Raw genomic sequence first — 18,791 nt, forward strand, 5'->3', positions numbered from 1 at the left:
ATCCCGCATAAAATCAAGGTATATTAGAATGTAGAATTTACTTTTTCATTCAAGCTAATAAAGAATGGATAAGGAGAATGTATGAAACAGTTAGAAAAGGCCAGGAAATACGAAGAACTGTATAAGGAATTGTTTGACAGGAACAGTAAGGTAACCACGATTTGTCTGCTGTTGTGTGGTGCTTTTTGGGTGTTAAAACTCTACGTGTTGAGTGAACAGTGTCTTATATTGTTTTTCTTTTCTGGCGGACTGTATGGGGTGAGGCGAATTCATCGAGAGCATGTTCAACTGGGCGAATATTATTTGCCAGATCAGCTAAGAACATCATCTATCTGTAACAAAGTACTGTATAAAGGTAATGTAATTCCTGTTAGCAGGGCAAATGTAATTGATGTCTGGATATTGGTATGCTGTTTGGGGGCGGCGACGCTTTTATTATGGATTGAATGCATCTTCGGTAAAGATATTGAAGGCACTCCGGCACTTATAATGTTTTATGGCATTGTGCCTGTTATATGTCTGGAATATATTTCTGGGTTTTGTACAGTGCATAGAAGGCTCAAACGTCTGACATGGAAAAATTTTCGATATCATATAGGTTGGTGTAACATCGGTGAAAAACTGCCGAAACAATATAAACTGGGAAATTGTGAGATAATAAAGGAAACCAGGATTTTTTTCAGGACATACTATACTGTAAAGACAACCAAAACTAATAACATCTATAAGAAAGTCATGTATTGTGGAAAAGAAGAGATAAATATAGGGTCTGTATACGTTCTGTACGAAATCTGCGGTGTCCGATATATACAATAGCAAATCCATAAATCGAGGGCAAAATATGTGGAATAAAGTGATCGATGATAAAACACGTACTGTTTTGCTAGAAGAAGCAGGATTTTTTCATGACACCTGTCTCACGGAACTGAGATATATCAGTGGTGCATACGTTGGTAAAGATCTGGCAATGTATCCGATCAATGATAAGCGAAAGGTAAATGTTTTTATTCAGCGTCAGGAAGTGGAAAGAAATACAATCGAACTGGAATTCTCGGGCATTGAGTATCTGAAATTATTTCCGTATGATGAAGAATATACCTGTGAAATCTTTGGAGTAACTCTGATATTGGAAGATGGCAAAATTTTCTGGTGTGACTGTGATGGCATATCAAAAGAAGAATTTCCAGATTACAGGGGAATTTCAATTTGCGCGTCGGAACTTAGGTGGCGCTGGGGAGATGGAAATAATATAGAAACAGAGCGGGAATAAGGGGCTAAATGGCTGGACGAAACGCGAATGGCTATGCTATAATGACCCACGATATAGAGAATTTTCGTGAAGCACATATATATAGAAGGGAGCACATCCAAGAATGATAGATCAGAGCAAAATCCGTAATTTTTGTATCATTGCACATATAGACCATGGCAAGTCTACGCTTGCTGACCGAATTATTGAGATGACTGGTACGCTGACTGAGCGTGAGATGCAGTCACAGGTTCTTGACAATATGGAACTGGAGAGGGAGCGTGGTATCACGATCAAATCCCAGGCAGTCCGTATCGTGTACAAGGCGAGTGACGGGGAGGAATATATCTTCAACCTGATCGATACCCCAGGACATGTCGATTTTAACTATGAGGTTTCCAGAAGCCTTGCCGCCTGTGACGGCGCAATCCTTGTCGTGGATGCGGCACAGGGAATCGAGGCACAGACACTGGCGAACGTATATCTGGCACTGGACCATGATCTGGATGTTCTTCCGGTCATTAACAAGATCGATCTTCCGAGTGCAGAACCGGATCGAGTTGTCAATGAGATCGAGGATGTGATCGGAATCGAGGCACACGATGCACCGAGGATTTCTGCCAAGACAGGACTGAATGTAGAGGAAGTTCTGGAGCAGATCGTTACGAAGATCCCGGCACCGAACGGGGATGTGGATGCACCGCTCAAGGCGCTGATCTTTGACTCCATTTACGATGCATACAAGGGCGTTATCGTATTCTGCCGTGTGCTGGATGGCCGTGTAAAGAAAGGTACACAGATCCGCATGATGGCAACAGGATTTACAACGGAAGTTGTAGAAGTAGGTTATTTTGGTGCAGGGCAGTTTATTCCGTGTGATGAGCTGACAGCAGGTATGGTTGGATATATCACTGCAAGTATCAAGAACCTTGGAGATACCAGAGTTGGTGATACAGTAACAGATAATGAGAGACCATGTGCCGAGGCACTTCCGGGATATAAGAAGGTACAGCCGATGGTTTACTGCGGACTTTATCCGGCAGATGGTGCCAGATATGGTGATCTGAGAGATGCACTTGAGAAGCTGCAGTTAAACGACGCTTCTCTGTTCTTTGAGCCGGAGACATCCGTAGCACTCGGCTTTGGTTTCCGCTGTGGTTTCCTTGGACTTCTTCATCTTGAGATCATTCAGGAGCGTCTTGAGAGAGAATATAATCTGGACCTCGTAACGACAGCACCGGGAGTTATCTACAAGGTCTACAAGACCAATGGAGAGATGATCGAACTGACCAACCCATCCAACCTTCCGGATCCTTCTGAGATTGAATATATGGAAGAGCCGATGGTAAATGCCGAGATCATGGTAACAACCGAGTTTATCGGTGCGATCATGGATCTCTGCCAGGAACGCCGTGGTCAGTATATCGGAATGGAATATATGGAAGAGACGAGAGCACTTCTGAAATACAAGCTTCCTCTGAATGAGATTATCTATGATTTCTTTGACGCACTGAAATCCCGTTCCAGAGGATATGCTTCTCTTGATTATGAACTCTGTGGCTATGAGCGCAGTGAACTGGTCAAATTGGATATCCTAGTTAATAAGGAAGAAGTCGATGCGCTTTCTTTCATCGTACATGCAGATACTGCTTATGAGCGTGGACGCAAAATGTGCGAGAAACTCAAAGAAGAGATTCCGAGACAGTTGTTCGAGATCCCGATCCAGGCAGCGATCGGAAGCAAGGTTATCGCCAGAGAGACTGTCCGTGCCATGCGTAAGGACGTACTTGCCAAATGTTACGGTGGTGATATTTCCCGTAAGAAGAAACTTCTGGAGAAACAGAAGGAAGGTAAGAAGCGTATGCGCCAGGTAGGAAACGTAGAGATTCCACAGAAAGCGTTTATGAGTGTTCTGAAACTGGATGATAAATAATTATTGTAACTGGGGTAAACAGTAACAATGAATGATCATCCGGAGATCGGAGGATAACAGAGAATGAAAAAAATAAGATCACGTTTATTGCTGACAGGAGCAGTTCTTCTGATGTGTACACTTCTGGCGGGCTGTGGATGCGGTAAGAAGAAGGCGGTTGATCCTGAAACGGAAGAAGTTATCAAGATCAGCATTACACCAGAGCCGACACCTACAACTGCACCGGAGCAGGTAAATTCCGCTGCGGTTGTTTCAAGCGGAGGTGTAACGATGGTGAACAGCTATCTTGATGAAAATGCCGGTTCTACATCGGCTAATACCACAAGTGGTGCAGCGGCTGTGTCAGACAGTACGTCAGCAGCAGATGCCGCGAATTCTGCAAATAATACATCTGCGGATGCAAATACATCTTCAGATACAGAAGGAGATTCTTCTGACAGCGGAGACAGCCAGGAATATTCAGAGGACGACAGCAGTCAGGATGATTCTGAATATGATGACAGTGAGGATGCTTACAGTGAGGAATACTAAGACACCACTGGAATTATATGTGCACATTCCGTTTTGCATCCGTAAATGCCAGTACTGTGATTTCCTTTCCGGGCCGTCAGACCAGAGGACACGGGACAATTATGTAGATGCACTGTGCCGGGAGATCAGGAGCATCTCACAGAAAGAATCATATGAGGTTGTCTCCGTATTTATCGGCGGCGGAACGCCATCTGTGCTCAGTGGGGAGCAGCTTTGCCGGATCATGGATGAGATAAGACAGGCATTTGATCTTAGCGAAGATGCGGAGATTACAATGGAGGCGAACCCGGGGACAGTCAGTCTGGAGCAGATGAAGCTCTGCCGTAAAGCCAGTATCAACAGAATCAGTCTCGGACTTCAGTCCACGGTACAGCAGGAACTTGATATGCTTGGCAGGATCCACACCTATGAAGAATTTCTCCAGAGTTATCAGTGGGCGCGGGAAGCAGGATTTGACAATATCAATGTGGATCTGATGTTTGCGATACCGGGACAGACCTGCGAGAGTTGGAAGCATAATCTGGAAACTGTTGCAGAACTTTTGCCGGAACATATTTCTGCCTACAGTCTGATCATCGAGGAGGGAACTCCTTTTGCCAGGAAGAAGCTGATTCTTCCGAATGAAGATGAAGAATACCAGATGTACGAGGATACTGCAGAGATTCTGAGAAAATATGGATTCCATCAGTATGAGATATCCAATTATGCCCGTAACGGATTTGAGTGCAGACATAACAAGGGATACTGGCAGCGTACAGAATATCTGGGAGCCGGTCTGGGAGCAGCATCGTTATTTCAGGGACAGCGGTTCAGCAATACATCTGATATGAAAGTGTACCTGTCTGACAGTACAGATCCGGAGAAAATCCGGGAGGATGTCACAACGCTTTCCGGCAGTAATGAGATGGAAGAATTCATGTTCCTGGGGCTGCGTATGACGGAAGGAATCTCAGAAAGACAGTTTGAAAGAAATTTTGGCTGCAGGATAGAGGATATTTATGGTTCTGTTCTGACAAAATATAAAGACATGGATTTACTGGAACACACCGGCGAGTTCTGGCGTTTTACCAGAAAGGGAATCCATGTGAGCAATCCGGTTCTGGCAGATTTTCTGCTGGATGAGTGAAAGAACAGTAATATTACAGAGAAACAGTGCAAATTAGATATAATGAGAAAACAGAGGAGCATAAGAACCATGGCGGAACATACAACAAAGAAGAAATTTATCCGGATTCGGGGTGCGAATGTAAATAACCTCAAGAATCTGAGTGTGGATATCCCAAGAGATGAGTTTGTAGTGCTGACGGGAGTCAGTGGTTCCGGCAAGTCTTCTCTTGCTTTTGATACGATTTATGCAGAGGGACAGAGAAGATATATGGAATCTCTGTCTTCCTATGCACGACAGTTTCTGGGACAGATGGAGAAGCCGGACGTGGAGTCGATCGAGGGACTGCCGCCGGCAATCTCTATTGACCAGAAATCAACAAACAGAAATCCGCGTTCTACCGTAGGAACTGTAACGGAGATTTATGATTATTTTCGTCTGCTGTACGCAAGAATCGGAATCCCGCACTGTCCGAAGTGCGGTAAGGAGATCAAAAAGCAGACGGTAGACCAGATGGTGGATCACATCATGTCTCTGCCGGAACGTACAAAGCTCCAGCTTCTTGCACCGGTGGTCAGAGGACGAAAGGGAACGCATGCGAAGCTTCTGGATCAGGCAAAGCGAAGCGGCTACGTCCGTGTCCTGATCGATGGAAACCTGTATGAGCTTTCCGAAGAGATCAAACTGGACAAGAATATCAAGCATAATATTGAGATCGTGGTAGACCGTCTGGTGGTGAAACCGGGAATTGAGAAACGACTTTCAGATTCTATCGAAACAGTTCTTGATCTTGCAGACGGGCTTCTGATGGTGGATACCATGGATGGGAATGTCATAAATTTCAGCCAGAGTTTTTCCTGTCCGGACTGTCAGATCAGTATTGATGAGATTGAGCCGAGAAGTTTTTCTTTTAATAATCCGTTTGGAGCCTGCCCGGACTGTTTTGGTCTGGGATATAAGATGGAATTCGACATTGATCTTATGATACCGGACAAATCATTGAGTATTTCAGAGGGTGCCATAGCTGTGATGGGATGGCAGTCCTGTACAGATAAGGGAAGTTTTACCAGAGCAATCCTGAATGCTCTGGCTGAGGAATACCATTTCAGTCTGGATACACCGTTTCAGGATTATCCGGAGGAGATTCAGAATATTCTGATCCATGGAACCAACGGACATGCAGTCAAAGTCTATTATAAGGGGCAGCGCGGAGAGGGAATCTATGATGTGGCGTTTCCGGGACTGATCAAGAACGTGGAGCAGAGATATAAAGAAACAGGTTCCGATGCGATGAAGCAGGAGTATGAATCCTTTATGCGCATCACACCGTGTAAGATATGTAAGGGACAGCGACTGAAGAAGGAATCACTTGCTGTCACAGTTGGAGATAAGAATATTTATGAAGTAACAGCACTTTCTATTGAGAAGCTGTGCGTTTTTCTGAAAGATCTGAAGCTTTCCAGCCAGCAGGAACTGATCGGAAAGCAGATCCTTAAGGAAATCCGTGCGAGAGTCGGCTTCCTTAAGGAGGTGGGGCTGGATTATCTTTCTTTAAGTCGTGCAACCGCGACACTTTCCGGCGGGGAGGCACAGAGAATCCGTCTTGCCACACAGATTGGTTCTGGTCTGGTCGGTGTTGCCTATATCCTGGATGAGCCGAGCATCGGACTTCATCAGAGAGATAATGATAAATTACTGAGAGCACTGATGCGTCTGCGTGATCTGGGCAACAGTCTGATCGTTGTGGAGCATGATGAGGATACCATGCGGGCTGCGGACTGCGTTGTGGATATCGGCCCGGGAGCAGGAGAGCATGGTGGAAAACTTGTCGAGATTGGTACAGCCGAGACTCTTATGAAGAATCCGGAGTCTGTCACAGGGGCATATTTAAGCGGCAGAATCAGGATTCCGGTGCCGACAGAACGCAAACATCCCACAGGATGGCTCAGGGTCCGCGGAGCGGCGGAGAATAATCTGAAGCAGGTCAATGTGGATGTTCCGCTGGGAATTATGACGTGTGTAACGGGAGTCAGCGGCTCCGGTAAGAGTTCACTGATCAATGAGGTTCTGTACAAGACGCTGGCAAGGGATCTGAACCGTGCAAGAACCATTCCAGGTAAACATAAGGAGATCCAGGGCCTTGACCAGTTGGATAAGGTCATTAATATTGACCAGTCACCGATCGGACGTACACCGCGCTCCAATCCGGCGACATATACAGGCGTGTTTGATCAGATCCGGGATCTTTTTGCTGCCACTGCAGATGCCAAGGCCAGAGGATACAAGAAAGGCCGGTTCAGCTTTAATGTCAAGGGCGGACGCTGTGAGGCGTGCAGCGGTGACGGAATCATCAAGATCGAGATGCATTTTCTGGCCGATGTTTATGTTCCGTGTGAGGTATGCAGGGGCAAACGATATAACAGAGAGACTCTGGAAGTCAAATACAAGGACAAAAATATCTATGATGTCCTGAATATGACAGTCGAGGAGGCTCTGGAATTTTTTGAGAATGTGCCGTCTATCCGCCGCAAAATACAGACATTGTATGATGTGGGACTTTCCTATATCCGTCTTGGTCAGCCTTCGACCGAACTTTCCGGTGGAGAGGCACAGAGGATCAAGCTTGCGGCAGAACTCAGCAAACGCAGCACCGGCAGAACGATCTATATTCTGGATGAGCCTACGACAGGACTTCATTTTGCAGATGTCCACAAGCTGGTGGAGATTCTGAAGCGGCTGACAGATGGTGGAAATACGGTTGTGGTGATCGAGCATAATCTGGATGTGATCAAGACAGCTGATTATATTATAGATATGGGACCGGAAGGCGGTGACCGTGGAGGTACGGTCATTGCGACAGGTACACCGGAGGAGATTACTTCCTGCCAGGAATCTTATACCGGACAATATGTAAAGAAATATCTGTAAAAAGAACAAAAAGTAAAGATTCAGCAGGTAATATCCCGAAACCGGGCTGAACATCTGCAAAATAACAGGAAGGGAATAATTATGCCAGCGAATGATATTGGAATAGATATGGGAACCAGCAGCTGTCTGGTTTATTCTACCGGAAAAGGCCTTGTTCTTAAGGAACCGACGGTGGTAGTATATGACAAAGATACCGAGAAGATCAAAGCCATCGGCGAAGAGGCAAAACAGATGGCGGGACACGCATCTTCTAATATAGAGGTGATCCGTCCGATCCGACAGGGTGTGATCACAGACTTCATTGTAATGGAAAAAATGCTGAAATATTTTATTCCCAAGGCGATGGGACGAAGAGCTTTTCGTAAGCCGCGAATCAGCATTTGTGTACCAAGTGGAATTACAGAGATTGAGCGTCACGCAGTAGAGGAAGCTACTTATCAGGCTGGTGCAAGAGAAGTTTTTCTTGTGGAAGAGCCAATCGCAGCGGCAATAGGTTCCGGTGTGGATATTACAAAGCCTTTTGGAAATCTGATCGTGGATATCGGGGGCGGTACAACAGATGTTGCTGTGATCTCACTGGGAGGAGTTGTTGTTTCCTCTACGATCAAGGTAGCGGGAGACACCTTTGACCAGGAGATTATGAGTTATATCCGTCAGGCACATGGACTTTTTATTGGTGAGGATACTGCAGAGATGATCAAAGTCAGGATCGGTACTGCAATCGAGGAAGCAAATCCAAGAGTTATGGAAGTCAAGGGAAGAAACATTCTGACAGGTCTTCCCAAGACGATCAAACTGACCTCGGAGGAGATTCGTGTGGCGCTTAAGGATGCAATAAACCAGATCACAGAGACGGTTCACAGTGTTCTGGAAAAAACACCTCCGGAACTCGCGGCAGATATTGTGGATCGTGGAATTGTTCTTGCCGGCGGCGGAGCAATGCTGAGTGGAATGGACACGCTGATCGAGCAGAGAACAGGAGTGAATACACTGACCGTGCAGAACGCCATCAATGTAGTGGCTATCGGAACCGGAAAGTATGCAGAGGTCATGGCGAGAATGGAAGAATGATCGCAGAGATCTGAAAAGAAAAACCAGGAATGCCTGAAATATGTTTCGGGTGTCCTGGTTTTGCTGTACAGACATCTGTGAATAGGAAATGAGGAATTATGAACGAAAGTGTGACGGGATATATCGATCATGTGATTTTTCGAAATGAAGAAAACGGATATACCGTAATGATACTAAAAGGAGTAGACGGTGAGGAAGAACTGACCTGTGTAGGGACTTTTCCGGTGCTTACGATGGGAGCTTCGGTAGAACTTACAGGAAGCTATATCCAGCACCCTGTTTATGGAAAGCAGTTCCAGGTGTCTGTCCTTACCGAAAAAATGCCGGAGGATGCCATGGCGATGGAACGTTACCTGGGATCCGGGGCCATCAAAGGAATTGGTGCAGCACTGGCAGCCAGGATTGTCCGGCGGTTTGGAAAAGACACCCTGCATATTGTGGAAGAAGAACCGGAACGTCTTGCAGAAGTTAAGGGAATCAGTGAAAAAAAGGCGAGAGAGATCGCGATGCAGGTTGCTGAGAAGGCAGATATGCGCAAAGCAATGATGTTTTTGCAGAAATATGGGATTTCTCTGAATCTGGGAGCCAGGATATATCAGAAATATGGTGAAACCGTATACAGCGTTCTCCAGGAGAATCCTTACAGGCTGGCAGATGATATCAGCGGTATTGGCTTTAAGATCGCAGATGAGATTGCTTATCGGATTGGAATCCATACAGATTCGGATTACAGAATCCGAAGCGGAATGATGTATACTCTTTTGCAGGCATCGAGAGACGGACATGTTTATCTTCCAAAAGAAGAACTTTTTCAGAAATCTTCAGAGCTTCTGGGTGTGGATTCCTCCTACATGGAAAAGCACCTCATGGATCTTTCTGTGGACCGTAAGCTGGTCCAGAAGGAAAAGGACGGAGAGATCCTTGTTTATCCGACGCTGTATTATTATCTGGAGCTGAATACGGCAAGAATGCTCAAAGAACTGGATATCCTGTATCCGGAAGAACCGGAAATGATGAATAAGCAGATTCTGCAGATTGAGAAAGAAACAGAGACTGTTCTGGACGAAATGCAGAAAAAAGCTGTCACAGAGGCAGCCTGTCATGGGCTGTTTATTCTGACAGGAGGACCGGGAACCGGTAAGACCACTACGATCAATGCAATCATTCGGTATTTTGAAGGACAGGGAGCAGAAATCCGTCTTGCGGCACCGACAGGCCGGGCTGCCAAACGAATGACGGAGGCAACCGGCTACGAGGCACAGACTATCCACAGGCTTCTGGAACTGACAGGGATGCCGGAAGATAATGACCAAAATGCACAGGCGGTTCATTTTGAGAGAAATGCAGAAAACCCTCTGGAAGCGGATGTGATCATCATCGATGAAATGTCCATGGTGGATATTCAGCTGATGCACTCCCTTCTTCAGGCGGTGATAGCGGGGACAAGGCTGATCCTGGTGGGGGATGAAAATCAGCTGCCAAGTGTAGGCCCGGGAAATGTACTGCATGATATTATCCAGAGTCAGGCATTTCCGGTGATAGAGCTTACCAAGATCTTCCGGCAGGCATCAGAGAGTGATATCGTTGTGAATGCACACAAGATCAACAGAGGAGAACAGATCCTTCTTAATAATAAGAGCCGGGATTTCTTCTTTCTCAAACGATATGATGCAGACATTATCATTCGGGTAGTGATTGCGCTGATCCAGGAGAAGCTTCCGCGATATGTAGAGGCAAAGCCTTTTGATATCCAGGTGCTGACTCCGATGAGAAAGGGGCTTCTTGGAGTGGAGAGGCTGAACCAGATCCTGCAGAGATATCTGAATCCTCCGGATGCGGCTAAGAAAGAAAGAGAAGGTATGCATGGGCTTTTGCGTGAGGGCGACAAAGTCATGCAGATCCGCAATAATTATCAGATGGAGTGGGAGATCAGGGGCAGATATGGCATTCCAATCGAAAAAGGGATTGGTATTTTTAATGGTGATACCGGAATTCTGCGAACGATCAATGAATTTGCGGAAACTGCAGAGGTGGAATTCGAGGATGGCAGATGGGCAGAGTATTCTTTTAAGCAGCTGGAAGAACTGGAACTTGCCTACGCGATCACCATACATAAATCTCAGGGCTCCGAGTATCCGGCAGTCGTGATCCCGATTCTGTCAGGACCAAAGATGCTTTTGAACCGGAATCTGCTTTATACAGCTGTTACCAGAGCCCGCAAATGTGTAACAGTTGTGGGAAGCGAGGAAACACTGCGTGAAATGATCCGTAATGAAAAACAGCAGCAGAGATACAGTTCTCTGGATCAGAGAATCTGTGAGATGGAAGAGTAAGAGCGTTTCATCGGGGAGAAAGGACTTACTTGGAAAAATTTCTGAATATTTTATACCCGAAGCGATGTCCGGTGTGTCATGGGATACTTTCGGACCGGGGAAATCTGATCTGCCAGTCATGTGAAAAATGGCTTCATCCGATAGTGACAGATTATTGTCTTAAATGTGGGAAACCGGTAAAGGCAGAAGAGGAACTATGTGGTGAGTGCAGGAAATCGCACAGGGAATTTGACAGGGGACGGAGCGTTTTTTTCTATAATGATAAGATGCGGCAGTCACTGCTTCGTTATAAATACTACGGAAACAGAGACTATGCGGAATATTATGCAGTTTCTCTGTGTCGCTATATGGAAAGAGAAATTCGTATGTGGAAACCGGATCTGATCGTTCCGGTTCCGATGCATCCGCGAAAACAAAGGGAGAGAGGCTTTAATCAGGCAGCAGATCTCGCCGAAAAAGCAGGAGGGATCCTGAAAATACCGATGTCAGATCAGGTAGTGAAAAAGACAAAGGCGACACGTTCACAGAAGAAGCTGAATGCCGCAGAACGAAAACAAAATCTCAGGATGGCTTTTCAGGCGACGGAGAGACTGGACGGACTGCGGATCCTGGTCATAGATGATGTGTATACGACAGGGAGTACCATAGAGGCAATGGCACATGTCCTTAAAGCGGCGGGTGCAGATAAGGTATTCTTTGTGACCTTATGTACAGGTCAGATCTGAACGGAACGAATGAATGATAACAGCTGTTTACAGGTGAAGCCGGAAGGGGCGGATACTGGATAAAAAAGGCTTTTCATGGTCATGGATATATGTTACAATTAATTTATATGAGTATTTTGTAACTGTGAGGGTACTGAACAGTTGCAGTATTTCTGCATAAGAAGCAGAAGATACGATTTTGTAAGGAGTAGAATATGATCAATGAAGAAAAAGTTAAGATAATGACAAAGCTTGCCATGTATGAGCAGGGCAAGGGCAGGAAATATCTTCCGGTCAGCAGATATTACAGAAGTGACTATATCGGACTTGCACTGATCAAGAATTTTTTTCTGGTTACGATAGGATATGCACTGATCGTAGCAGCAGTGGCAGTATATTTTGGGGAGTATCTTCTGGAAAATATTCATAAGATGGATCTGGTCACACTTGGAGTTTATCTGATCATCGGATATGTGGTGGTTCTTGTCGCATATTCTATACTGACGTATATCCAGTATTCGGTGAAGTATTATCAGGCCAAGAAAAGTGTGAGGGAATATTACAGCCGGCTTACTGAGCTGAATAAGATTTATGCAAGGGATGAAAAGAAAATGTCCGGCAGAGGTACAGCAGGAGGTTATCGGAAATGACAGCATTACTGGAGTTTAAACAGAAAATCAAAGGCTTATTTGCACAGTATGAAGTGTATATGATGCCATTTTTTAAATTTGTTCTGGCACTGGTTTATTTTGTATGGATCAACAGTAATATGGGATATATGAGAGCACTTGACAATATATTTGTAGTATTGATTCTGGCTCTGATCTGCAGCGTACTTCCAACGGGGATGATCGTTTTTACTGGATGTGTGATGATGACGGTACATTGTTATGCCCTTGGAATCGAGGTTGCCGGATTTATGCTGGTGATCCTGCTTTTTATGCTGATCCTGTTTTTGAGATTCAGTGCCGGAAAAAACATTGTTATGGTATTTACGCCACTGGCATGTGCGTTTGATCTTCCGGCATTGCTTCCTATCGGATGCGGCCTTTTGAGTTCTCCGGTTTCGGCACTCCCGGCCGGCGGCGGAGTGGTGATCTATTATTTTGTACGTTATGTGAGAGTGCAGTCCCAGGCACTTATGAACCAGGATGCACAGATCATAGATAATCTGACACTTTTGTCTGATGGAATTATGAAAAACGGAGAGATGTGGCTGACTTTGATCACATTTGTTGTTGTGATCCTTGCAGTATATCTGATCCGTACCAGACAGTTTGATTATGCGTGGAGAATCGGGATCATTGCAGGCGGTGTGATTTATCTTGTACTGATACTGGCCGGAAGTATGTATTTCGGGCTTCCTGTTATGGTTGCATCACAGAGTGTTTTTGCAGTGGTGGCAGTTCTTCTGGGAATTGTTCTTGAGTTCTTTGTTTTTGGAGGCGATTATACAAGAACAGAGCGACTGGAATATGAGGATGATGATTATTATTACTATGTCAAAGCCGTACCGAAGGCTCTGGTTGCAACTTCAGCGAGAAGTATCAAGAAGATCAATGGCGAGCCAATGCGTGATGACAGGAAACAGAATGAACGTGTAGTGAATTTCTCTGCACCGCTGTTCCAGGGGGCAGTTCCACCAAAGAAAGAGAAACCGGAACCAGAGGAAACAGAAAATACAGCAGTGATTGACAAGGCAGATATGGATGATATTGATTTCGAGAAGAAACTCGAGGAGTCATTGAAGGATCTGTGATCAGAGCAGCTTTAAGGTCTATTGTGAACGGAGTGAACAGTGACAGGGGCTGCAGTCTATAAAAGAAAGGTTGCAAGGAGGAAAGCGTGTTTATGCGGAATATCACGGGTATGATAGGCAGGTATCTTTCAGGAGTCAGTTTACCTTCTATGAATATCATTGATATTATAGAGATTATTCTGATTGCATTTTTTGTATATCAGTTTATGGTATGGATCAAGTTCACCCGTGCGTATACTTTGCTCAAGGGTCTTCTGGTTATTGGCGCTTTTCTTGTACTTGCATATATTTTTAAAATGAATACGATCCTCTGGATTGTATCCAAGCTGGCAGGAGCACTGATCACGGCAATTGTGGTCATTTTCCAGCCGGAACTTCGCAAGGTCATAGAGCAGCTCGGGCAGAAGAAGATCATGGCGTCGATTATTCCGTTTGATACCGGTAAGGAAGTGAAGGAACGTTTCACAGACAAGACGGTGAATGAACTGATCAAGGCCTGTTATGATATGGCGGAAGTTAAGACAGGAGCATTGATCGTGATCGAACAGGAGATTCGTCTGGATGAATACATTCGAACAGGGATTAATGTGGACGCAATCCTGACAAGTCAGCTGCTGATCAATATTTTTGAACATAATACACCGCTTCATGACGGAGCAGTCATTGTGAGAGAGAACAGAATCGTATCAGCAACCTGCTATCTTCCGCTTTCCGACAATATGGAACTGAGTAAGCAGCTTGGAACCAGACATCGTGCAGGTGTGGGAATCAGTGAGGTCACAGATTCAGTGACGATCATTGTCTCTGAGGAAACAGGGCAGGTTTCCGTAGCTGAGGGCGGACATCTGATGAGAAATGTCAGCAGTTCGGAACTTCGAGAAGTACTTGAGCGTGCACAGAACAAGAAAGTTATAAATAACAGTAAACTGCGGCAGCTTTTTAAGGGGAGAGTGAAACATGAAGAAAAAAATGGGAAATAATATTTCTCTGAAGATTCTGTCTCTTGTGATTGCTGTAGTCGTATGGCTTCTGGTTGTAAATATTGACAATCCTGTCGGGACGAAATCGTTTGTGATTTCAGATGTGCAGCTTCTTAATGAGGCATACATTGATGCAGATGGAAAGATGTGTATGCAGGACAGTGACCAGACGCCGATCCGCGTGACAATCAAGGCACAGCGAAAAACTCTGGATAAGATTACAGCCAGTGATTTTCAGGCGGTCGCAGATCTTCAGCAGGCGGTAAGCCTTGATACGGATCCGGTGATGGTTCCGATCACGGTAACCTGTAATAAACTTTCTCCGGGTAATATCGAAGTGACACCGAATAATCTGAGTCTTCATCTGGAAGATAAGGATACACAGGAATTTGTAGTAAATGTTACCACGAATAACACCAGGCCTGATAAGAGATATGAAGTGGGTTCACTGACTTCAAATCCTGAGAAAATCAAGATTACAGGACCGAAGTCCCTTATTAATAAAATAGATAAGGTAAATGCTTCTATTGATGTGGATGGGGCAACAGAGGACGTGACTCAGGAAACAGAAGTGAAGATCATTGATAAGAATGGAGAGGAATTCTCCGATACGGATGCGAGTTATCTTAATATTTCCAAAGTTTATGTGACTGCAAGGTTGTGGAAAGTCAAAACTGATGTTAAAATAAGTGCAGAGTACACAGGTACTCCGGACAGTGGATATCAGGTCGAGAGTGTCACCACAACTCCGAATGTGATCAGCATAGCGGGAAGTGAAGAGGCACTGAACAATCTGAAAAATCAGAATAATACGATCTGGATATCCGGCTCAGCTGTTGATATTTCAGATCAGAGCAGTGATTTTGAGGCAAAACTCAATATTTCCGACTACCTGCCGGAGGGACTGAAGCTGACCAGTGATTCCAGTGAGGATGTCTTTGTAAGAGTTAATATCCTGCCGGAAGGGAGTACTGCCTGCGAAATACTGACGAAGAATATTTCTGTTGAAAATCAGCCGGAAGGAATGCAGGTAGCATTTGATACAGCCAAGATAGAAGTCAGAGTTAAGAAATCAGAAGACGATCTTAAGGACCTGGACGAGAATGATATCAAGGCTTCTATTGATCTGGAGGGTAAGGAAGAAGGCAGCTATGAAGTGCCGGTCAAGGTAAGTATTCCGAAGGGATATGAACTGGTAGATGAGGTTACTACAGGAGTGGAAGTTTCCAGAATTTCCACAGCAGATACAGGTAATTGAACAGGAGATATATAGAATGATCAGTCAGAAGATAACAGTCAATAATCCGTCAGGGCTTCACCTGCGCCCGGCAGGAGCTTTATGCAATGAGGCGATTAAATATGATTCCAGAATTGAATTTATCTTTAATGGAGCCAGATCTAATGCCAAAAGCGTGTTGAGTGTTCTGGGAGCCTGCGTTAAATGCGGGGATGAGATTGAACTGATCTGTGATGGTACAGATGAGCAGGCAGCAATGGAAGCTTTGACCAGTGCGATCAGCAGTGGTCTTGGTGAATAAAGGTGTTACAAGAATAAGGAGGAGATGTTGTGAAGAAACGAGTTGTGGCAGTTTTACTGAGTCTGTCTATGTGCATGGCTACTGCAGCAGAGGCAACGGCTGTCAGTGCGGCAGACTTTTCAGCGGAGATTGCAGTTACAGAAGACAATGAGGAACCTGTTGCAGATGAAGAAGCAGACAGCAATGAGGAAACAGATGATCCTGCTGTGACCATAGACGAGGCAGTATCAGATGAGGGTGAAGAGGAAGATGTGGATTCCGAACCGGAATTCACAAAAGAATCTGAAGATGCAGATATGGATTTTGTATCTGAGGCGGACTTTACTTCTGAAGCAGATGTAACAGCAGATACTCAGGATATCCTTGAGGAAGAGAAAACAGAAGCTGTGGGAACGGTTTATCCGGGAGAGGAAGACAGCATTACAGAGGCGAAACTGTCTTATCTGCGCTGGAAGTATGAAGAGGACAGCAACGGGAAACTCCAGTGGAGACTTTACAAATACACAGGAGCTAAAGCAGGAACTGCGGAAGATGCAGCAGATGCAGCTGAAACAACAGGTGCTGAAGAAACAACCGTAACCGAAGGAACAGTAACTGAAGAAACCTCAGCCGCTGTGGAAACCGCAGAGGATATCCAGAATACCGAAGAAGCGGTGACAGAGGAAGTAGCAGAGGAAATTCCGGCTGACAGTACAGAAACGGATGCCGCTGAAGAAACAACGGATCCGGCAGCAGTAGCAGAGACGAAAACTCCGGCTTACTATACAGACAAAGATGGTCTTGTACAGATCACAACACTGGATGCAAGCGGAGCGGAAGTATTTACTGCAAAATATGCGTTCGATGCAAATGGATATCTGTGTACAGGTGATGCAAAGGCAGGAGACTCTTATTATTATTTCAACACAGTCAGTGATGTTAAGGTAATAAATCCTGATTTAAATCCGGCATTTGCCGATATCAAAGCACCGTACAATTCCAAACTTGGACAGATGCAGACAAACAAATGGTACTGGGATACATCTGCCAAAGCTTTTAAATACTATGACAATACAGGTGTAAGAATCAACATCGCAGAGAAGGTATATAAGATTGGCAAGGAATACTATTATCTTCAGAATAACGGTGTACCGTTTGTAGGAGAAAAAGAAACTACTTACAATAATAACAAGGGACTTTACTGGTTCAGAAGTGCCTCTGCAAATGAGATTGTACCTGGAAAGATGGTCAGAAACACATGGATTGGCATCAATAACAAGAGATGGCGTTACTTCGGAAGTGACGGACGTTATGTCAAGAAAGGCATTGGCGCCTATAAAGTTCTGAAGAACAGTTCCAATCTGTATCTTCTTGATGCAAATGGCTATCTGATCAAGGGAAAACAGGTCAAAGGTGCTGATGGATATTATTATATGTCCAATAGTTCCGGTATTGCTTATGCAAACCGTCTTGTCAAAATCGGTAATTACAGATATTACTTTACTTCAAACGGCCGTCGTGCAACCTGGAGAAATCGCTGGGTACAGCTGGCAGGTACAGGCTCCACCAAGTATGGCAGATATTATTACTTCGGAAACACTGCAGGACGTATACAAGAGAAGAAGGGAATGCAGAAGGTAACTGTCAATAATAAATTTATCGGATGGTTCCTGTTTACGAATGGTGGAAATAACTACCAGAACGCATGGAGTGGATCCAGATATTTCCTTCCTGACGGACGTATGGCAAGTGGTGTGACAAAGATTGGCAACAAATACTACTTCTTCCAGAGATCCAGCACAAAACAGTATCGTGGACAGATGTACAAGGGAACATGGATCAAATATAATAATAAATATTATTATGCAGCATCCAATGGTCTGCTTGCAGTTTCAGGTTGGAGAAGAATCAGATGTGATGGCAAGATGTATTACTTCTACTTCAAGGACTGTATAGCACAGACCAACAGAAGTATTACCCGTGCAGGAACCAAGGGATGGCTGGACAGCAGAGGAAGATTTACAACAGGATGGGTAACTATCGACTCAAGCAGAAACCTGGCACGTTATATTAACCCGAATACCGGTAAATGGTATGTGAATACAACAGCATGGATCGATGGTGTTAACTATCGTTTCAATAAATACGGAAACCGTGTGTATGACAGAACAAACGAGTTTAAACGCAGCAGATACTATCTGGAATGTGACCGTACCAACGGTGTTATGACGGTATATACAGACAGCAGCAAGAAATACCCGATCAAAACAATCCGTGTTTCTGTAGGTAATCCAGTTACACTGACACTGAAAGGAACTTACAAACTTACAAGATCTCTTCGCTGGCAGCCGCTGATGGGACCATCCTGGGGACAGTATGGAACTCATGTGGTAAATGGAATCTTTATCCATTCAGTAGCAAGTGGTCTGCAGAATGGAAATAACCTTCCGGCTGGTGAGTATCTGAAACTTGGCAGTCCTGCATCTCATGGATGTATCCGTGCCTGTGTTGCAGATGCAAAATGGGTATATGAGAACTGCAATGGCTCCACACTTCGTGTATTCGATGGAAAATACAGTGCAGATGAGTGCTATAAGGGACCACTGGGAAGAAGACCGCTTACACCACTGAGAGGAAGTAAGACTTTCGACCCGACAGACCCGGATTATCAATAATTATCA

Annotated in this window: 15 protein-coding genes; all 15 read left to right on the top strand. The window is 44.9% G+C overall.

Translation table 11 applies throughout. The features are described 5' to 3' along the window. The first annotated feature begins 81 nt into the window (after positions 1–81). The 15 genes from LIR34_RS11455 to LIR34_RS11525 all read left to right on the top strand — a co-directional run bounded on the left by LIR34_RS11455 (position 82) and on the right by LIR34_RS11525 (position 18,785). Positions 82–816 carry a hypothetical protein gene (locus LIR34_RS11455; RefSeq protein ID WP_173902807.1) on the top strand — a complete coding sequence of 245 codons (735 nt, stop codon included), beginning with the start codon at positions 82–84 and terminating at the stop codon, positions 814–816. Between the two features lie 25 nt (positions 817–841). Continuing rightward, positions 842–1,270, top strand: a complete 429-nt coding sequence (locus LIR34_RS11460) for a hypothetical protein (RefSeq protein ID WP_173902808.1) — start codon at positions 842–844, stop codon at positions 1,268–1,270. Between the two features lie 103 nt (positions 1,271–1,373). Then, positions 1,374–3,182, top strand: a complete 1,809-nt coding sequence (gene lepA, locus LIR34_RS11465) for a translation elongation factor 4 (protein ID WP_173902809.1) — start codon at positions 1,374–1,376, stop codon at positions 3,180–3,182. A gap of 63 nt (positions 3,183–3,245) precedes the next feature. After that, complete coding sequence (locus LIR34_RS11470) at positions 3,246–3,713, top strand: hypothetical protein (RefSeq protein ID WP_173902810.1); 468 nt, start codon at positions 3,246–3,248, stop codon at positions 3,711–3,713. After that, positions 3,664–4,839 carry a radical SAM family heme chaperone HemW gene (hemW, locus tag LIR34_RS11475; protein WP_265107726.1) on the top strand — a complete coding sequence of 392 codons (1,176 nt, stop codon included), beginning with the start codon at positions 3,664–3,666 and terminating at the stop codon, positions 4,837–4,839. The genes LIR34_RS11470 and hemW overlap by 50 nt, the downstream gene beginning before the upstream one ends. 69 nt (positions 4,840–4,908) lie before the next feature. Beyond that, positions 4,909–7,746 (top strand): excinuclease ABC subunit UvrA, encoded by a 2,838-nt coding sequence (uvrA, locus tag LIR34_RS11480; protein WP_173902811.1) that lies wholly within the window; start codon positions 4,909–4,911, stop codon positions 7,744–7,746. Between the two features lie 81 nt (positions 7,747–7,827). Beyond that, complete coding sequence (locus LIR34_RS11485) at positions 7,828–8,817, top strand: rod shape-determining protein (RefSeq protein WP_161284977.1); 990 nt, start codon at positions 7,828–7,830, stop codon at positions 8,815–8,817. A gap of 98 nt (positions 8,818–8,915) precedes the next feature. Continuing rightward, positions 8,916–11,150, top strand: a complete 2,235-nt coding sequence (recD2, locus tag LIR34_RS11490; RefSeq protein ID WP_173902812.1) for an SF1B family DNA helicase RecD2 — start codon at positions 8,916–8,918, stop codon at positions 11,148–11,150. A 29-nt stretch (positions 11,151–11,179) separates the two neighbouring features. Next, positions 11,180–11,875, top strand: a complete 696-nt coding sequence (locus LIR34_RS11495; RefSeq protein WP_173902813.1) for a ComF family protein — start codon at positions 11,180–11,182, stop codon at positions 11,873–11,875. A 194-nt stretch (positions 11,876–12,069) separates the two neighbouring features. After that, positions 12,070–12,504, top strand: a complete 435-nt coding sequence (locus LIR34_RS11500) for a hypothetical protein (protein ID WP_161284974.1) — start codon at positions 12,070–12,072, stop codon at positions 12,502–12,504. After that, a complete protein-coding gene (locus LIR34_RS11505) occupies positions 12,501–13,613 on the top strand; it encodes a hypothetical protein (RefSeq protein ID WP_173902814.1) in 1,113 nt (370 codons plus the stop codon). The genes LIR34_RS11500 and LIR34_RS11505 overlap by 4 nt, the downstream gene beginning before the upstream one ends. 92 nt (positions 13,614–13,705) lie before the next feature. Then, positions 13,706–14,593, top strand: coding sequence for a diadenylate cyclase CdaA (gene cdaA / locus LIR34_RS11510; RefSeq protein WP_173902815.1), 888 nt, complete (start codon positions 13,706–13,708; stop codon positions 14,591–14,593). Beyond that, complete coding sequence (locus tag LIR34_RS11515) at positions 14,571–15,851, top strand: CdaR family protein (RefSeq protein ID WP_173902816.1); 1,281 nt, start codon at positions 14,571–14,573, stop codon at positions 15,849–15,851. The genes cdaA and LIR34_RS11515 overlap by 23 nt, the downstream gene beginning before the upstream one ends. Positions 15,852–15,867: 16 nt before the next feature. Further along, on the top strand, positions 15,868–16,131 hold the full coding sequence (locus LIR34_RS11520; protein ID WP_173902817.1) for an HPr family phosphocarrier protein: 264 nt from the start codon (positions 15,868–15,870) through the stop codon (positions 16,129–16,131). A gap of 29 nt (positions 16,132–16,160) precedes the next feature. Then, positions 16,161–18,785 carry a L,D-transpeptidase family protein gene (locus LIR34_RS11525; RefSeq protein WP_173902818.1) on the top strand — a complete coding sequence of 875 codons (2,625 nt, stop codon included), beginning with the start codon at positions 16,161–16,163 and terminating at the stop codon, positions 18,783–18,785. Positions 18,786–18,791: the final 6 nt, after the last annotated feature.

The organism is Blautia sp. MSK17_66 (assembly GCF_020538025.1).
Taxonomy (GTDB): domain Bacteria; phylum Bacillota; class Clostridia; order Lachnospirales; family Lachnospiraceae; genus Blautia_A.